At 69.5% G+C, this 16,755-nt stretch carries 12 protein-coding genes; 3 read left to right on the top strand and 9 right to left on the bottom strand.

Features of this window, described 5'->3' with window-relative positions:
• Positions 1-10: 10 nt before the first annotated feature.
• From ABD747_RS07505 to ABD747_RS07495, 3 genes are read right to left on the bottom strand one after another with little or no spacing between them, the layout of a single operon-like run.
• Positions 11-1,540, bottom strand: a complete 1,530-nt coding sequence (locus ABD747_RS07505; protein ID WP_344802983.1) for a Na+/H+ antiporter subunit D — start codon at positions 1,538-1,540, stop codon at positions 11-13.
• Entirely contained in the window at positions 1,537-2,151 is a 615-nt protein-coding gene (locus tag ABD747_RS07500) for a Na(+)/H(+) antiporter subunit C (RefSeq protein ID WP_344802981.1), read from the bottom strand. Before ABD747_RS07500 ends, ABD747_RS07505 begins: the two co-directional genes overlap by 4 nt.
• Entirely contained in the window at positions 2,148-5,144 is a 2,997-nt protein-coding gene (locus tag ABD747_RS07495) for a Na+/H+ antiporter subunit A (protein WP_344802979.1), read from the bottom strand. The genes ABD747_RS07500 and ABD747_RS07495 overlap by 4 nt, the downstream gene beginning before the upstream one ends.
• A 280-nt stretch (positions 5,145-5,424) precedes the next feature.
• Here ABD747_RS07495 and ABD747_RS07490 point away from each other — a divergent pair, with 280 nt between their 5' ends.
• The gene (locus ABD747_RS07490; protein WP_344802977.1) at positions 5,425-6,381 is read left to right on the top strand and encodes a hypothetical protein; all 957 of its coding nucleotides are present in this window, start codon (positions 5,425-5,427) and stop codon (positions 6,379-6,381) included.
• Between the two features lie 233 nt (positions 6,382-6,614).
• Here ABD747_RS07490 and ABD747_RS07485 read toward each other — a convergent pair whose 3' ends face one another.
• The 3 genes from ABD747_RS07485 to ABD747_RS07475 form a co-directional block, all read right to left on the bottom strand.
• Positions 6,615-6,974 carry a DUF4233 domain-containing protein gene (locus ABD747_RS07485; RefSeq protein ID WP_344802975.1) on the bottom strand — a complete coding sequence of 120 codons (360 nt, stop codon included), beginning with the start codon at positions 6,972-6,974 and terminating at the stop codon, positions 6,615-6,617.
• 4 nt (positions 6,975-6,978) lie between these two features.
• The gene (locus ABD747_RS07480) at positions 6,979-8,340 is read right to left on the bottom strand and encodes a bifunctional folylpolyglutamate synthase/dihydrofolate synthase (RefSeq protein ID WP_344802973.1); all 1,362 of its coding nucleotides are present in this window, start codon (positions 8,338-8,340) and stop codon (positions 6,979-6,981) included.
• Positions 8,341-8,508: 168 nt separating this feature from the next.
• On the bottom strand, positions 8,509-9,579 hold the full coding sequence (locus ABD747_RS07475) for an ABC transporter substrate-binding protein (protein ID WP_344802971.1): 1,071 nt from the start codon (positions 9,577-9,579) through the stop codon (positions 8,509-8,511).
• Positions 9,580-9,842: 263 nt separating this feature from the next.
• Between ABD747_RS07475 and valS the strand changes: the two genes are divergently transcribed.
• Entirely contained in the window at positions 9,843-12,446 is a 2,604-nt protein-coding gene (gene valS, locus ABD747_RS07470) for a valine--tRNA ligase (protein WP_344802969.1), read from the top strand.
• Positions 12,447-12,584: 138 nt separating this feature from the next.
• Positions 12,585-13,436, top strand: a complete 852-nt coding sequence (locus ABD747_RS07465) for a C1 family peptidase (RefSeq protein WP_344802967.1) — start codon at positions 12,585-12,587, stop codon at positions 13,434-13,436.
• A gap of 180 nt (positions 13,437-13,616) precedes the next feature.
• Here the strand turns inward: ABD747_RS07465 and ABD747_RS07460 are convergent, their stop codons facing one another.
• From ABD747_RS07460 to ABD747_RS07450, 3 genes are all read right to left on the bottom strand, one after another.
• On the bottom strand, positions 13,617-14,618 hold the full coding sequence (locus tag ABD747_RS07460; protein WP_344802965.1) for a zinc-dependent alcohol dehydrogenase family protein: 1,002 nt from the start codon (positions 14,616-14,618) through the stop codon (positions 13,617-13,619).
• A gap of 51 nt (positions 14,619-14,669) precedes the next feature.
• Positions 14,670-15,959: an ATP-dependent Clp protease ATP-binding subunit ClpX gene (clpX, locus tag ABD747_RS07455; protein WP_344802963.1), complete on the bottom strand. Its 1,290-nt coding sequence runs from the start codon at positions 15,957-15,959 to the stop codon at positions 14,670-14,672.
• 128 nt (positions 15,960-16,087) lie between these two features.
• The gene (locus tag ABD747_RS07450; RefSeq protein WP_344803576.1) at positions 16,088-16,720 is read right to left on the bottom strand and encodes an ATP-dependent Clp protease proteolytic subunit; all 633 of its coding nucleotides are present in this window, start codon (positions 16,718-16,720) and stop codon (positions 16,088-16,090) included.
• Positions 16,721-16,755 lie beyond the last annotated feature (35 nt).

Below are 16,755 nucleotides of genomic sequence, written 5' to 3'. Positions count from 1 at the left end.
CTCGGGTCGCTCATTGCCGCACCTCCGGGGCCAGCACCGCGTTGACGTACGCCGTCTCGCTGGTCAGGTCGACCGCCGCGCGCTGGGTGTACGCGTACAGCGGGCCGGCGATGAAGGTGATCCCGACGCCGATCGCCACCAGCACCGCCGCAGTCACCACCATCCCGACCGGCATCCGGCTGCCCTCGGCGACCCGGCCGTGCTCGTCCGGCTCCGGACCACCGCGCCAGAAGGCCCGGTTCCAGACCTTCGCCATCGCGTACAGGGTGAGCAGGCTGGTCGCCACCCCACCGGCCACCAGCACGTACGCCAGTGGTGTGCCGAACTGCACGCCCGCCTGCAGTAGTCCCACCTTGCCGACGAAGCCGGAGAAGGGCGGGATCCCGGCCAGGTTCATCGCCGGGATGAAGAACAGCACCGCCAGCACCGGCGACACCGCGGCCAGCCCGCCGAGCCGGTTCAACGAGGTCGAGCCGCCGCGGATCTCGATCAGTCCGGTGACCAGGAACAGCGTGGTCTGGATCGTGATGTGGTGGGCGGTGTAGAAGATCGCGCCCGCGTAGCCGGCGGTGCTGGCCAGCGCGACCCCGAAGATCATGTATCCGATGTGACTGACCAGGGTGAACGACAGCATCCGCTTGATCTCGGCCTGCGCGATGGCGCCGAGGATGCCGATGATCATCGTCGCCAGCGCCGCCCACATCAGCAGCGAGGTCAGGTGGCTCTCCGGGAACAGCAGGGTCTGGGTGCGGATGATCGCGTACACGCCGACCTTGGTCAGCAGGCCGGCGAACACCGCGGTGACCGGAGCCGGTGCGGTCGGGTAGGAGTCCGGCAACCAGGCCGACAGCGGGAACACCGCCGCCTTGATCGAGAACACCACCAGCAGCATCAGGTGCAGCACCAGCTGGGTGTCCTGCGGCAGCTGGGCCAGCCGGACGGACAGCTGGGCCAGGTTCACCGTGCCGGTCGCGGCATAGATGCTCGCGATGGTGATCAGGAACAGCATCGAGGACAGCACGCTGACGACGACGTACGTCGTCCCGGCCCGCACCCGGGCCCCGGTGCCCCCGAGGGTGAGCAGCACGTAGGAGGCGAACAGCAAGATCTCGAAACCGACGAACAGGTTGAACAGGTCGCCGGCCAGGAAGGCGTTCGAGACGCCGGCGGACAAGATCAGCAGGGTCGGGTGGAAGATCGACACCGGGGTCTCGCGCTTGCGTTCGTCGATGTCCTGGACCATCGAGAACACGAGCACGGTCAGGGTCACGATCGAGGAGACCAACAGCATCAGCGCGCTCAGCCGGTCGGCCACCAGCGCCACCCCGAGCGGCTCCGGCCAGGCACCGACCCACAGCACCAACGCGCCGTCCCGGTCGGTCAGATAGACCAGCACAGCCTCGACCACGATCACGCCCACCAGGACCAGGGTCGACACGGCTCGCTGGGCCCGCGGGTGCCGCCCCAGCGCCAGCGCGAGACCGGCGCCGATGAACGGCAGCAGCACCGGCAGCGGGAGCAGGTTGTTCAGGTTGTTCACGGCAGCTCACCGCCGCGGCCGTCCGTCGGCTCCGGGCGACCGGCGACGCCCGCGTCGTCGCCCGGGTGATCAGGCTCGTCGAGGTCGTCGAGATCGTCGTCGGGGTCGGCGGCGTCGATCAGCTCGTCCTCGTCGACCTCCTCCTCGCCGTAGTCGGGCTGGTCGTCGGGGACCACCTCGAACTCGATCTCCTCGTCGTCCTCCGACGGCAGCGAGCTGTCCACGTCGTCGTAGGACTGCGAGGCGAGATCGGAGTCGGCGAGCGCCCGGATGTGGGCGTCCTCGACGTCGTCGCGCACCTCGTCGTGGCCCTCCAGCTGGAAGCTGCGATAGGCCAGGGTGAGCAGGAAGGTCGCCACCCCGAGCGTGATCACGATCGCGGTCAGCACCATCGCCTGCGGCAGCGGGTCGCTGATCCCGTCCGCCGGGTTGGTGCCGATGATGGGCGCCCCCTTGGCCTCGCCGGAGGCCACCAGGAACAAGATGTTGACCCCGTTGCCGGCGAGCAGGACGCCGACCAGGATCCGGGTCAGCGAACGTTCCAGCAGCAAATAGACACCGGCCGAGATGAGGACCGCGGCGACCAGCACGAGGGTGAGGTTCGCGTTCATCCGGCACCGCCTTCGGCGCCACGGACCCGGCCGGCCGGCGGCCTGGAGGTGACGCCGGCTCGTGGACCCGAGGAGACCGGACTCGGCGTCCGGTTGTCCATCTCCTGCTGGTCGATGCCCGAACCGAGGCTGCGACCGAGATCGAGCATGACCCCGATCACCACGAGATAGACCCCGATGTCGAAGAAGACCGAGGTGACCAGATGGAACTCGCCGAACAGCGGGGCGCCCCAGGGCAGCGTGACGTCCTGCAGCCAGGGCAGCCGGATCGCCGCGTCGTAGCTCTGCCCGATCTTGCCGCCGATCAGCACCGGCCACAGGATTCCGGCGGCCGCGACCAGCAGGCCGACGCCGAGCACCCGGCCGGCGTCGACCGGGGCCGCCTCGTCCAGCTCGTGCGCGCCGCCGGCCAGGTAGCGGATGATCAGCGCCAACCCCGCGATCAGGCCGCCGGCGAAGCCGCCCCCGGGCGCGTTGTGGCCGACGTACAGGAAGTACAGCGAGCACATGATCATCACCGGGAACAGCAGCCGGGTGATCACCTCGAACACCACCGACCGGCGCAGCGGGGACAGCGCCTCGGTGCCGCGCAGCCAGGTGCTCCGGCTGGACAGGGAGTGCGGGTGCCGGACCTCCGAGCGTCCCTCGCGGCGGACCCGATCCACCCGCATCGGCCGCTCGCCGACGTAGCGGCGACGGATGAAGATCAGGCTGGCGACGCCGGTCGCGGCGACGACCAGGACCGAGATCTCGCCCATCGTGTCCCAGGCCCGGATGTCGACCAGCGTCACGTTGACGATGTTCTTGCCGTAGCCGAACTCGTACGCCGCCTCGTAGTAGGCCTTCGACACCGGCTCGGCGATCCGTGACCCGCTGGCCAGCAGGACGATCCCGGACACGGTGAAGCCGACCAGCACCGCGACCACCATCCGCCACCAGCGGGTCACCTGCAGCGGCCGGTTGGTGAAGTACTTGGGCAGCTTGCGCAGCACCAGCACGAAGACCACCAGGGTGACCGTCTCCACCAGCACCTGGGTCAGGGCGAGATCCGGCGCGCCGTGCAGCACGAAGAGCAGCGCGGTGCCGTAGCCGGTCACCCCGACCAGGACGACCGCCTTGAGTCGCCCGCGCGACGTCGCGGCCAGCACGGCCGCGATCACCATCACCAGCGCAACCAGCACCTGGCCGACGGTGTCGGCCAGCATCGGCGGGGCCGGCCAGTCCCGGACGAACAGCAGCACGCCGCCGGGCAGGGCCACCAGCACGAGCAGGATGACACCGAGGTAGATCGGCAGCGAGCCGCGCTGGGTGCGCGCCGTGGTTTCGACCGCGAGCCGGTCGAGACCGCGCATCAGCTGCTGATAGACCTCCTCGGCGTCGGGCACGTGCGGCACGTTGGACTGCAGCCGGGCGACGAACCGGCGGCCGACGAACATCACGGCGCCGACCAGCCAGGCGATCGCCGACATCGCCAGCGGGACACCGAGCCCGTGCCAGAGCGCGATGCCGTGACTCTCGTGACCGACAGCCACCAGGTCCACCGCGGGCTGCAGCGCCGCGGTCAGGGCGTGCCCGACGAATCCGCCGACCAGCGTGCCCGCCGCGAGCACGGTGGGCACCACCGCGATCGGACCGACCCGGGACACGGCGGTGTCCGGCACCGCGTCCTTGGTGGCGAAAGCGCCCCAGAGGAACCGCAGCGTGTAGGCGACGGTGAGGGCCGAGCCCGCCACCACCGCCGCCGCAAGCAGCAGCCCCGGCAGCACCGGCACCAGCGTGCCGTCGCCCTCGGCGAGATAGCTCAGCGCCTCGAAGGCGCTCTCCTTGCTGGTGAAGCCGAGCGTGGGCGGGATGCCGGCCATCGACGCGCCCGCGACGATAGCCGTGCCGGCGACCCAGGGCATCGCCAGGCCGACCCCGGAGAGCTTGCGCAGGTCGCGGGTGCCTGCTCGGGTGTCCACGATGCCGACGACCAGGAACAGTGCCGACTTGAACAGTGCGTGCGAGATGATCAGCGCGATCCCGGCCAGCTGGGCGGACCGGGTGCCGAGCCCGCACATCACGATCAGGAACCCGAGCTGGCTGACCGTGCCGTAGGCCAGCAGCAGCTTGATGTCCAGCTGTCGCAGCGCCCGCCAGCCGCCGAGGATCATGGTCGCCGCGCCGAGCAGCATGATCACCGGCCGCCAGCCCGGCAGGTCCGCGAATGCCGGCGACAGCAGCGCGACCAGATAGACGCCGGCCTTCACCATCGCCGCGGCGTGCAGGTAGGCGCTGACCGGGGTCGGTGCGGCCATCGCGCCGGGCAGCCAGAAGTGGAACGGGATGAGGGCAGACTTGGAGATCGCGCCGACCAGGAGCAGCAGCACCCCGGCCACGACGATCGCGTCTCGGCTGTGGGTGATCGCCGGGTCGGCCAGGATCGCGGAGATCTCGTACGTCCCCGCCGCGTGCGCGAGCATGACGATCCCGATCAGCATCGCCAGCCCGCCGAACGTGGTCACCATCAGCGCGGTCAGCGCCGCCCGCCGGTTCGCGCTGCGGGCCGGGTTGTGGCCGACCAGCAGATAGGAGAAGACGGTGGTCAGCTCCCAGTAGACGTAGAGGGCGATCAGGTCGTTCGCGGTGACCAGGCCGAGCATCGCCCCCGCGAACGCGGTCAGCACGCCGGCCGTCCGGGCGGGCGGTTCGGCGCCGGCGAAATACCAGCGGCAATAGACCAGGACCAGCGCTCCGACGCCGCTGACGATTAGCGCCAGCACCCACTGCAGCACCCCGATCCGGACGGAGAGCTCGATGCCCAGCGACGGGATCCAGCCGACGTGCTCGTCGACCGTCCCACCGGCCAGCACGATCGGCGCCTTGGTCAGGCACCAGACGAAGGCGGCCGCCGGGGCCAGCGCGAGCACGAAGAAGGCACGATGCCGGAGCAGGCGGGTGAGCAACGGTGCGGCACACGCCACCAGGAAGTGCACGGCGATGAGGAGGATCACGATTGCCTCTCGTCGTTCGGGTGGGCGGGCGGACGAGACCTCGACCCTATCGAGTGGGGCAACATCGCCTCGGGGCAACCGGTCGGTCTCCCACCCGGTTCCCTAGCCGCTCCCGGTCCGGCACCTCCGGCCGAAACTGTGCAGCTGTTGCAGCGACACGCCGGTTGGGTCTGCAACAGCCGCACAGTTTCCGCGCTCGCCGAGGAAGGGGCGCGGCGGAGGAGTCCGGCACGGAGGGGCGAGTTGCCTGCGTCCGCGACCACACGGCAGGCTTACGGCCATGACCGCAGAGGATGTCCGTGCCGCAGTCGCCGCCCGCTTTCCCGGAAGCGACGCCAGCCCCGCCGGGAACGAGTTCGTCATCTTCAGCAAGCCCGAGCTGGGCCGGCTGACCGGCGCGGACCTGGACAAGGTCTGGGACCTGTTCGCCGAACTGCTGGCCGCGTACGACGTCACCGTCCACTCCACCATGACCCGAACGGGCCCGGAGCTGGAGGCGTCGGGGGCGATGCAGGATCACTACGGCGTCATCAACAAGATCTCCCGGCTGGGCCGCCCGGCGCTGACGGAGCCGGCCGAGGCCGCCCTGACCGAGACCTACGGCGACCTGCTGGAGACCGCGGCGGTGCTCGGCGGTCACCAGTTCCTGGCCGAGTACCCCGACTTCAGCCCGTACGCCCTCGGCGTGCTGTTCGCGAACGCCGAGGTGGAGCGGCTCGGACCGGGAACATACGGCGGCCAGGTCAACGTCGACGGCTCCCCGGTCGTCATCCTGAACGGTTTCCACCCGCGCCAGCTCAGCTTCTTCACCGCCGACGACACCGTGTGCGCGTTCCTGCACTGCAGCAGCCCGACCACCTGGGCGGCGTTGCGTTCGGACCTGATCGGCACCACCGACCCGTCCAAGGCCGACAGCGCATCGATCCGTGGCCGGCTGTTCGCCGACCCGGCGTCGTTCGGGCTGGAGACGGTCAGCTACAACTTCAACGGCGTGCACATGTCCGCCGGACCGCTGGAGGGGCTGGCCGAGCTGAACCGGTTCTTCGGCGCGGAGGGCTCGGCGACCGGCTGGACGTTCGCGCAGGCGCTGAGCGCCGCCGGGGTCTCGGCGGACGGGATGGTCGCGCTGCTGGACAACCCGACCCTGGAGGCCGGCGGTGAGCGCGGCAGCGCGTTCGACCTGACCGAGGGCATCGACGCCGCCGACGCGGCTCCCCTGCTCGCCTCCGCGGGTTGATGCGGGCTCGCGCGACGGCGCGCGTTCACCGGCTCGATTCGTCAGTCTTCGTGAAGGAAAAAGCGCCCTTCACTCATCCCTCCTCACTCCCCGGGCGCCCCGTCTACCGACGCTCGCCCTCCGGTTTGATGGTCGGGCTCGCGCGACGGCGCGCGTTCACCGGATCGATTCGTCGGTCTTCGTGAAGGAAAAAGCGCCCTCACTCATCCCTCCTCACTCCCCGGGCGCCCCGTCTACCGACGCTCGCCCTCCGGCGAGGCGGCCGCGTTCGCGTCGAGCTTGCGGCCGAGGATGACCGTCACCACCCAGATGGCGGCGAACATCGCGCCGACGGCGAACATCGACGGGGTGAGGAATCCGAGCGCAAGGCCGGCGACCTGAGTCAGCCAGCCGAGGACGTACCCGATCGGGGAGCGCATCAGCGCGGCACTGACGATCGCCAGCAGGGCGGCTCCAGCGCCGAGCAGCGCCGCCTGCTCCAGCGGCACCGACGACACGTAGTGCATCACCGGCACCGCCAGCCCGAACACGATCACCTCGAAGCACAAGGTGATCATCAGCACCCGGCGCATCGGGTTCTTGGCGCTCAGCACGATCTCACTCGTCCTCGTCCTCGTCGTCGGACTCGTCGGACTCGCGGACCAGCAGGTTGCGGGCCTCGCCGACCAGCACCACCGAACCGGTGACGAGGACGCCCGCAACCCCGGCACCCTCGGCGTCGGCCTGCGCCACGGCCTCCTCCAGGGCCTCGTCGAGCCGCGAGACGACCGTGATCCGGTCCGGGCCGAAGATCTCCTCCGCGAGCCGGCCGAGCTCCTCGGCAGGCATGCCGCGTGAGGTCGAGGCGACCTGGGTCAGCACGACCCGGTCCAGCACCGGTTCGTACGTCCGCAGCAGTCCGTCCACATCCTTGTCGGCCATCACGCCGAGCACCCCGATCAACGGGTTGAAGTCGTACGCCTCGACGATCGCCGCGGCGGTCGCCCGGGCACCATGCGGGTTGTGTGCGGCATCGAGGACCACCGACGGCGAGCGCCGGACGAGTTCCAGCCGGCCCGGGAACTCGACCGCCGCGAAGCCCCCCCGGACCGTGTCCTCGCCGAGCGCCTTCATCCCGAGGAACGCCTCGACGGCGGCCAGCGCCTGCGCCGCGTTCGCCGCCTGGTGGGCGCCGTACAGCGGCAGGAACACCTCGTCGACCGGTCCCTCGGCGCCGTTCAGCCGGAGCAGCTGGCCACCGACGCCGAGCCGGCGCTCGATCAGCCCGAAGTCGACCCCCTCGAGATGGACCAGCGCACCGACCTCGGTGCACCGGGCCAGCAGCACCTCGGCCGCCTCGACCGGCTGGCCGGCGAGCACGGCGTGCGCGCCCGGCTTGATGATGCCCGCCTTCTCGGCGGCGATCTCGGCCAGCGTCTCGCCGAGCAGGTGGGTATGGTCCAGATCGATCGGGGTGACCACGGCGACCGTCCCGTCCGCGACGTTCGTCGCGTCCCAGGTTCCGCCCAGGCCGACCTCCAGCACCGCCACGTCAACCGGGGCGTCCGCGAACGCGGCGAAGGCCATGCCGGTGATGATCTCGAAGAACGTCATGGCGACGCCGTCGATCTGCTGCGCGTCGACGATCTCGACGTAGGGCTCCAGCTCGCGCCACAGCTCGTCGAAGCGCCGGTCACTGATCGGCTCGCCGTCGATGGTGATCCGCTCGTTGATGCTGCTGAGGTGCGGGCTGGTGAATCGGCCGGTGCGCAGGCCGGTGGCGCGCAGCAGCGACTCGATCATCGCCGCTGTGCTCCCCTTGCCGTTGGTGCCGGTCAGGTGGATCACGGGGTACGCGTGCTGCGGATCGCCGAGCAGCTCGGTCAGCGCCCGGATCCGGCCGAGACTGGGCGCGACCCGGTGCTCGGGCCAGCGGCCGGTCAGCGTACGGACGATCTCGGCATGGGTCTGGGTCGGCATAGCGTCCCGAGTCTATTCAGCACCCACCCCGCCCCCGGAAACTGTGCAGCTCTTGCAGCGACACGCCGGTGGCGGATGCGACAGCTGCACAGTTTCCTGGGGACGGGGACGGGGACGGGCGGCGGGGACGGGGGCGGAGCGCGAGGGCCTTCGCTCGATCCGACCGGATCAGGCCGGATCGGTGCTGGTGCCAGGGTCGCCGTCGAGCGCGGTGGACAGCCGCGGGGCCAGGTTGGCGAGCAGATAGCCCATGCTCAGCACGGTGAGGAACGAGAACGCCTCATAGACCCCGTCGCCCGGGTTGGTGAAGATGTCCCTGCCCTCCTTGTGCACGGCCAGCGACGCGTACGCCTTGTTCTTCACCACCTCGGACTTGTTCTCGCCCTCGACGAACCAGATCATCGCGTCGACGTCCAGCAGGTCGACCCTCTCTGCACTGAGGTTGCCGCCCCAGGCGCTGCCGGTCGCCTTGTCCAGGTCGGGGGGCAATGTCATCCCCAGCTCCGTCAGCAGGCGCGGCCTCGGGTCCTGGACGCCGTAGACGAACACCCCCTCCCACGGCGTGGCCACCACCCCGGACTTCCCGGCGAACTCCGGGTGCGCGGCGACGGTGTCCGCGATCGACTTCTTGGCCGCCGCCACCTTCTCCGCCATCAGGGCCGGGCGACCGAGGGCCCGGCCGACCATCGTCGCCTGGACGTCCCAGGGCACGCCCCAGTCGTCGTGGTCGGCCGACTGGGCGATGGTCGGGGCGATCTTGCTCAGCTTGTCGTAGTCGGCCTGCTTGATCGCGGAGTAGATGACCACGATCAGGTCGGGCGCCGCGGCGGCGATCTTCTCGAACTCGAGCCTGTCGACGTAGGTCAGCTTCGTCGGTGTCTGGTCCGCCGAGGTCTGGGCCGAGCCGAGCGCCTCCTTGGCCCAGCGACCGATCAGCGGATCGCCGTCCAGGTCGAACCAGGTCGTCGCGGCCACCGGCACGACCCCGACGGCGAGACAGTCGTCCTGTTCCTTCAGCCCCGCGGTGACCACCCGCTTGGGCTCCTCGGTCAGCGTCGTCTCGCCGAACTTGTGCTTGATCGTGACGGGGTACGCCCCCGGCTCCACCCCGCCGGCCGCCGCCGACCCGCTCGGGGCAGCGTTCTCGGGGCCGGCGGAGGCATTGCAGGCGGACAGGCCGGCGATCACGGCCGACAGGCCGGCTGCCGAGGCGAGCAAGCGGCGACGAGACAGCGACATTCGGTTCTCCCCGAGCGAAGTCAGTTAGGAAAGGCAACCCTAACAGTGCAGCTCGGGCGGCGAGCTCCCGAGTCGCCGACGACCGTTGCTCCCTCGTCGGACGAAGTTGATCAAGCTGAGCGGGGCGGGGACACCACCACGGTGACGAGGGAGCAACCGTCGTCGGCGTGACCGATCACCCAGGCGGTCTTCCGGCGCGGACGGGGCGGCACCGCAGCGGATATTGTGGGGCGCCGGTTTCCGACTCTTCCTAGGATCGATCCATGACCTCTCTGCCTGCCGACCTCCGACCCGACGCGCCCCAGCTCGGCGCGCCGGTCGTACCGGAGAAGCCGGCGCTGGAGGGACTCGAGGACAAGTGGGCGCAGCAGTGGGCCGAGCGGGGGACGTACGCGTTCGTGCGGCCCGACACCCGCGCCAAGGTGTATTCGATCGACACCCCGCCGCCGACCGTGTCCGGCTCGCTGCACGTGGGGCACGTGTTCTCCTACACCCACACCGACCTGATCGCGCGCTATCAGCGGATGCGCGGCAAGCACGTGTTCTATCCGATCGGCTGGGACGACAACGGGTTGCCGACCGAGCGCCGGGTGCAGAACTACTACGGCGTGCGCTGCGACCCGACCGTGCCGTACGACCCCGCGTTCACTCCCCCGGCCAAGCCGGACCCGAAGCGCCAGCTGGGGATCAGCCGGCGCAACTTCGTCGAGCTGTGCCACGAGCTGACCCACATCGACGAGGTCGCGTTCGAGCAGCTGTGGCGACAGGTAGGGCTCAGCGTGAACTGGCCCGACCTCTACACGACCATCTCGGACGACTCGGTGCGGGTGTCTCAGCTGGCGTTCCTGCGCAACCTCGCCCGGGACGAGGCGTATCTGTCCGAGGCGCCGACGATGTGGGACGTGACGTTCCAGACCGCGGTCGCCCAGGCCGAGCTGGAGGCGCGGGACTACCCCGGCGCCTACCACAAGGTGTCGTTCCACCGGGCCGACGGCAAGGGTCCGGCGATCATCGAGACCACCCGACCCGAGCTGATCGCGGCCTGCGTGGCGCTGATCACTCATCCCGACGACGAGCGTTACGCCGACCTGGTCGGCCAGACGGTGACCAGCCCCGTGTTCGGGGTGGAGCTGCCGGTGGTGACCCACGAGCTGGCCGAGATCGACAAGGGCTCCGGCCTGGTGATGTGCTGCACCTTCGGCGACCTGACCGACGTGACGTGGTGGCGCGAGCTGCAGCTGCCGACTCGGGTGATCATCGGCCGCGACGGACGGATCCTGCGAGACCGGCCGGACTGGATCGCCGACGACGCACGATGGGAGCAACTGGCCGGCAAGACCACGTTCAGCGCCCGCGAGCAGATGGTGAGCTGGCTGCGGGACTCCGGCGACCTGCTCGGCGAGCCCACCGCCACCCAGCGCAAGGCGAACTTCTACGAGAAGGGCGACAAGCCGCTGGAGATCGTGTCCACCCGCCAGTGGTATATCCGCAACGGCGGCCGTGACGCGGCGATCAAGGCCGAGATGCTGGCCCGTGGCGACGAGCTGGCCTGGACCCCACCACACATGAAATACCGCTACGACAACTGGGTCGGTGGCCTGAACGGCGACTGGCTGATCTCTCGGCAGCGCTTCTTCGGCGTCCCGTTCCCGGTCTGGTACCCGCTCGACGCCGACGGCGAGCCGCGCTACGACGCCCCGATTACGCCCGGCGAGGACGAACTGCCGATCGATCCGAGCTCGCAGGCTCCGGCCGGCTACCGCGCGGACCAGCGCGGCGTCCCGGGCGGCTTCATGGCCGACCCGGACATCATGGACACCTGGGCGACGTCCTCGCTGAGCCCCCAGATCGTCTGCGGCTGGGAGCGGGATCCCGAGTTGTTCGCACTCACGTTCCCGATGGACCTGAACACCCACGCCCACGAGATCATCCGCACCTGGCTGTTCTCCCGAGTGGTGCGGGCGCACTACGAGAACCACTCGCTGCCCTGGGCCCGCTCCATGATCAGCGGCTTCGTGATGGACCCGGACCGCAAGAAGATGAGCAAGTCGCACGGCAATGTGGTGGTGCCGAGCGAGATCCTCGCCCGCTACGGCTCCGATGCCGTCCGCTGGCGGGCCGCGAAGGCGCGACCCGGCCTGGACTCTCCCTTCGACGAGAAGGAGATGAAGGTCGGCCGGCGGCTGGCGATGAAGGTGCTGAACGCCAGCAAGTTCGTGCTGAGCTTCTCGGGCTCGGACTTCCCCGGCGGCTTGGCGGCCGCCGAGACGAGCGCGGTGACCGATCCGCTGGACCGGGCGCTGCTGGCCGGGCTGGAGCGCGTGATCGTGGAGGCGACGGCCGCCTTCGACGCGTACGACTACACCGGCGCGCTGGAGGCGAGCGAGAAGTTCTTCTGGCAGTTCTGCGACGACTACCTGGAGACGGTGAAGGAGCGGGCGTACGGCGAGGGTGCGGGCGCTGCCTCCGCGCAGGCCGCGCTCGCGATCGCGCTGAAGGCGTTGCTACGGATGCTCGCCCCGATCATGCCCTTCGTCACCGAGGAGGTGTGGTCCTGGTGGCAGCCGGGCTCGATCCACACCGCCGCATGGCCGAGCACCGAGGAGGTGGCGACCGGTGGTGACGCCCTGCTGCTGGACGATCTCGCAATCGCCTTGGCGGCAGTCCGGGGAGCGAAGTCGCAGGCCAAGGTGTCGATGCGCACGGAGGTCGGCCGGGCCGAGCTGACCGGCCCGGCCGATGCACTGGACCGGCTGAAGGAGATCGAGTCCGACCTGCGGGCCGTCGGGCGGCTGACCGGCGAACTGCTCTGGACGGCAGCGGACGTGCCGCTGGCGATCGACGTGGAGCTGGCTCCTTCGGCCTGAGCGGCACCGCGGTCGGTGCATGACGGTGCTATGCGTATCTTCCGGCCTCGTCAGATGTCTTTTCGAGCGAGACACTGTCGCTGATCGCACCTGGTCCGTGCGGTCGGCCGTCGCATCACACCCACCCAGGGAGGGGCCATGACCAACTACCTCATCGCCGAAGAGCAGGTTGCCGGACGGCGACTCGGCCGGAACGTGAACCACGACGCGCGTTCGCTGCGCTTCCTGGTCAGCTCGCCGGCTCGTGCGCTGCAGAGCACCGAGCACGAGCGGGTCGTCCCGGTGTTCGACCAGGGCGATCTCGGCTCGTGTACCGGTAACGCCTCGGTCGGCGCCCTGGGCACCAAGCCGATCTACGACGCGCTGCCCAGCGGGCATGCCACCCTCGACGAGTCGTTCGCCGTCAAGGTCTATTCCGAGGCCACCAAGATCGATCCGTACGACGGGGAGTACCCGCCGACGGACACCGGTTCGGACGGGCTCAGCGTGGCCAAGGTGTGCAAGAACCTCGGGCTGATCTCGGGCTACCTGCACGCGACCACGCTGGAGGCGATGCAGAACGCGTTGCAGGACACCCCGGTGATCGTCGGTGTCAACTGGTACTCCGGCTTCGACAACCCCGACAGCAACGGCGTGGTCTCGGTCTCCGGCAGCGTCCGCGGCGGTCACGAGTTCGAGGTCGTCGGGGTCGACATGGAGAAGGAGCGGTTCCACGCGATCAACTCCTGGGGCACCGGCTGGGGCAAGAACGGTCACTTCTGGTTCTCGTTCGACTCGATGACCCGGTTGCTCAGCGAGGACGGTGACTGCACCCAGCTGCTGCCGCTGACCGTGCCGACCCCCGAGCCGACCCCGGTCCCGACCGACGTGACGTTCCCCGGCGCCGACGCCGACATCGACGCCCGGATCCGCGCCGCCGCCTCCCGCGCCGGCCTGAACCTGACCGACTGGCAGAACCGGCACTACAAGCGCTACTTCAAGATGAGCTGATTCCCGGGCCCCTCCCCCGGGTCGGTACCCCCGGGTCGGGTTCCCCGCTTCCCGGGGGACCCCGGGCCCGGTCACCGGAAACTGTGCAGCTGTCGCAACGCTCACCGGCGTGTCGCTGCAACAGCCGCACAGTTTCCGGGAGGAGGGCGAGGTTGGCCGGGTCGCCGGTGGTCCCGAGAGTCAGGAGTTGTGGAGCACGGCCGCGCCGCCGAACCGGCCGTGCTTCAGGTCGCGCATCGCGTCGAGCGCACTGGCCATCGGATAGCCGACCGTGGTCGCACGGACGCCGAGCCGACCGGCCAGCGCAAGGAAGGTCTCGCCGTCTTCGCGGGTGCTGGCCGTCACGCTGACCAGCCGCCGCTCCTGGAACAGCGTCTCGGCGTAGTCCAGCGCCGGTATGTCGGAGGACCAGATGCCGGCCATCGCTACGGTCCCTCCGCGGTCGAGGGCCCGCAGCGCGACCGGAACGAGCTCCCCGGCCGGGGCGAACATGATCGCGCCGTCGAGCCTCTCCGGCGGCGTGTCGGCCGCTCCGCCGACCGAGTCGCAGCCGAGCTCGCGGGCCAGTTGCTGGTTGTGCTCGCCGCGGGTCAGCACGTGCACCCGCAGCCCTTGCGCCAGCGCGAGCTGCGCGGTCAGGTGGGCGCTACCGCCGAACCCATAGATCCCGAGCCTCCCGCCTGGAGGTACGTCCGCCCTGGTCAGAGCCCGATAGCCGATGATGCCGGCGCACAGCAGCGGTGCCGCGGCCTCGTCCTCCAGGCCGTCCGGGACGGCGTACGCGTAGCTCTCGTCCACCAGGCACGCGTCCGCATAGCCGCCGTCGACGTCCCAGCCGGTGAAGGTCGGGTCGGTACACAGGTTTTCCGCGCCGCGACGGCAGAACCGGCAACTGCCGTCGGTCCGTCCCAGCCACGCGACCCCGACCCGGTCGCCGACCTCGAACCGAGCCGCGCCGTCACCCAGCGCAGCCACCCGGCCGACCACCTCGTGTCCGGGCGTAACCTGGCGCCGCTTCGGCGCGAGGTCACCCTCGGCGAGATGCAGGTCGGTCCGGCACACGCCGCAGCAGGAGATCGCTACCCGCACCTGCCCGGGTCCCGGTTTCGGAAGCTCGCGCTCGATCCGGATGAGGGGCGATCCGTCGATCGAGCCCGGACGGTCGACCACCCACGTCTGCATGAGCCGATTCTCGCCCACCCGATCGCCGGACGGGCGGTCAGTGGGCGCCGCTCAGGCGGAGCGCTCGCGCCGCTCGCGCTTGACCAGCTTCTCCCGCGGCACCAGGGTCGGCAGCACGTTGTCCTTGACCACCTCGGCGGTGATGATGACCTGGCCGATGTCCTCCCGGCTCGGCACGTCGTACATCACGTTGAGCAGCACTTCCTCCAGGATCGCCCGCAGCCCGCGTGCCCCGGTCCCCCGGAGCAGGGCCAGATCCGCGATCGCCTCGACGGCATCCTCGCTGAACTCCAGCTCGACCCCGTCCAGTTCGAACAGCTTCTTGAACTGCTTGACCAAGGCGTTGCGCGGCTCGATCAGGATGCGGATCAACGCGTCGCGGTCCAGCGGGGCCACCGACGAGATCATCGGCAGCCGGCCGATGAACTCCGGGATCAGGCCGAACTTGACCAGATCCTCGGGACGGACGTCGGCGAACGGGTCCTCCGACTCCGGCTTGCGCGACTCCATCGCGTTGTTGAACCCGAGCGGGCGCTTGCCGACCCGGGAGGCGATGATGTGGTCGAGCCCGGCGAACGCGCCGCCGACGATGAACAGCACATTCGTGGTGTCGATCTGGATGAAGTCCTGGTGCGGGTGCTTGCGCCCGCCCTGCGGCGGGACCGACGCCGACGTACCCTCCAGGATCTTCAGCAGCGCCTGCTGCACGCCCTCGCCGGACACGTCCCGAGTGATCGAGGGGTTCTCGCTCTTGCGGGCGATCTTGTCGACCTCGTCGATGTAGATGATCCCGGTCTCGGCCTTCTTGACGTCGAAGTCTGCGGCCTGGATCAGCTTCAGCAGGATGTTCTCCACGTCCTCGCCGACGTAGCCCGCCTCGGTCAGGGCGGTCGCGTCGGCGATGGCGAAGGGCACATTCAGCATCTTGGCCAGCGTCTGAGCCAGATAGGTCTTGCCGCAGCCGGTCGGCCCGATCAGCAAGATGTTGGACTTGCCGAGCTCGACCCCGTCGTCGTCGTTGCGCCGGGACGGGTTCGCGGCCTGGGCCTGGACCCGCTTGTAGTGGTTGTAGACCGCGACCGCGAGGGCCTTCTTGGCGTTGTTCTGGCCGATCACGTAGCCATCGAGGAACTGGCGGATCTGATGCGGCTTGGGCAGCTCCTCGAGCAGGCCGACCTCGGAGTTCTCCGAGAACTCTTCCTCGATGATCTCGTTGCAGAGGTCGATGCACTCGTCACAGATGTACACGCCGGGACCGGCGATGAGCTTCTTGACCTGCTTCTGGCTCTTTCCGCAGAACGAGCACTTCAGCAGGTCGCCGCTCTCTCCGATGCGTGCCACAAGACCTCCTCGTGATGGAACTCAGACCGGCACTGGTCCGCGATCCGCCGCTGGTTTCTACACACTAGCCCGCCGCCGATCAGATGTGGAGCACATTGCATCCGCTCGGCGGCGCGCTCGCGCGAGGATCAGACGGGCACCGCCTTGAGCGAGGTCAGCACCTCGTCGATGATCCCGTACTCCTTCGCCTGGTCTGCGGTGAGGTACTTGTCGCGCTCGATGTCGCGGCTGACCTCGTCGGGGGACTTGCCCGTGTCGGTGGCCAGCATCTCCTCCATCAGCGAGCGGATCCGCAGGATCTCGCGGGCCTGGATCTCGATGTCGGAGGACTGACCGTAGCCGCCCTCGGTGGCCGGCTGGTGGATCAGGATCCGGCTGTTCGGCAGCGCGAGCCGCTTCCCCCGGGTGCCCGCCGCGAGGATGACGGCTGCGGCCGAGGCCGCCTGACCCAGGCAGACGGTGCTCACGTCGGGCTTGATGTAGCGCATCGTGTCGTAGATGGCGGTCAGCGCGGTGAACGAGCCACCCGGAGAGTTGATGTAGATGTCGATCTGCCGCTCGGAGTCCATCTGCTGTAGGCACAGCAGCTGAGCCATCACCGCGTTGGCGATCTCATCCGAGATCGGCGTGCCGAGGAAGATGATCCGGTCCTCGAAGAGCTTGGTGTACGGATCGATGCGGCGCATCCCGTAGGACGTGCGCTCCTCCCACTGCGGGATGTAGTAGTCCATCGTCGGCGCGAACTCGCGCGACTGCAGCATCGGGATGCCGGCCAGGTGGGCATACGGGTCGTAGC

It is taken from the genome of Microlunatus ginsengisoli, assembly GCF_039537205.1.
In the GTDB taxonomy this organism is placed as follows: domain Bacteria; phylum Actinomycetota; class Actinomycetes; order Propionibacteriales; family Propionibacteriaceae; genus Microlunatus; species Microlunatus ginsengisoli.
This window is presented reverse-complemented; position numbering and strand designations above follow the sequence as displayed.

Excerpts from the sequence above, each read along its gene's own strand:
- ABD747_RS07465 (WP_344802967.1), top strand. The coding sequence starts at position 12,585 with ATGACCAACTACCTCATCGCCGAAGAGCAGGTTGCCGGACGGCGACTC.
- ABD747_RS07490 (WP_344802977.1), top strand. The coding sequence starts at position 5,425 with ATGACCGCAGAGGATGTCCGTGCCGCAGTCGCCGCCCGCTTTCCCGGA.
- ABD747_RS07460 (WP_344802965.1), bottom strand. The coding sequence starts at position 14,618 with ATGCAGACGTGGGTGGTCGACCGTCCGGGCTCGATCGACGGATCGCCC.
- ABD747_RS07475 (WP_344802971.1), bottom strand. The coding sequence starts at position 9,579 with ATGTCGCTGTCTCGTCGCCGCTTGCTCGCCTCGGCAGCCGGCCTGTCG.
- valS (WP_344802969.1), top strand. The coding sequence starts at position 9,843 with ATGACCTCTCTGCCTGCCGACCTCCGACCCGACGCGCCCCAGCTCGGC.
- ABD747_RS07500 (WP_344802981.1), bottom strand. The coding sequence starts at position 2,151 with ATGAACGCGAACCTCACCCTCGTGCTGGTCGCCGCGGTCCTCATCTCG.
- ABD747_RS07450 (WP_344803576.1), bottom strand. The coding sequence starts at position 16,720 with ATGCTGCAGTCGCGCGAGTTCGCGCCGACGATGGACTACTACATCCCG.
- ABD747_RS07480 (WP_344802973.1), bottom strand. The coding sequence starts at position 8,340 with ATGCCGACCCAGACCCATGCCGAGATCGTCCGTACGCTGACCGGCCGC.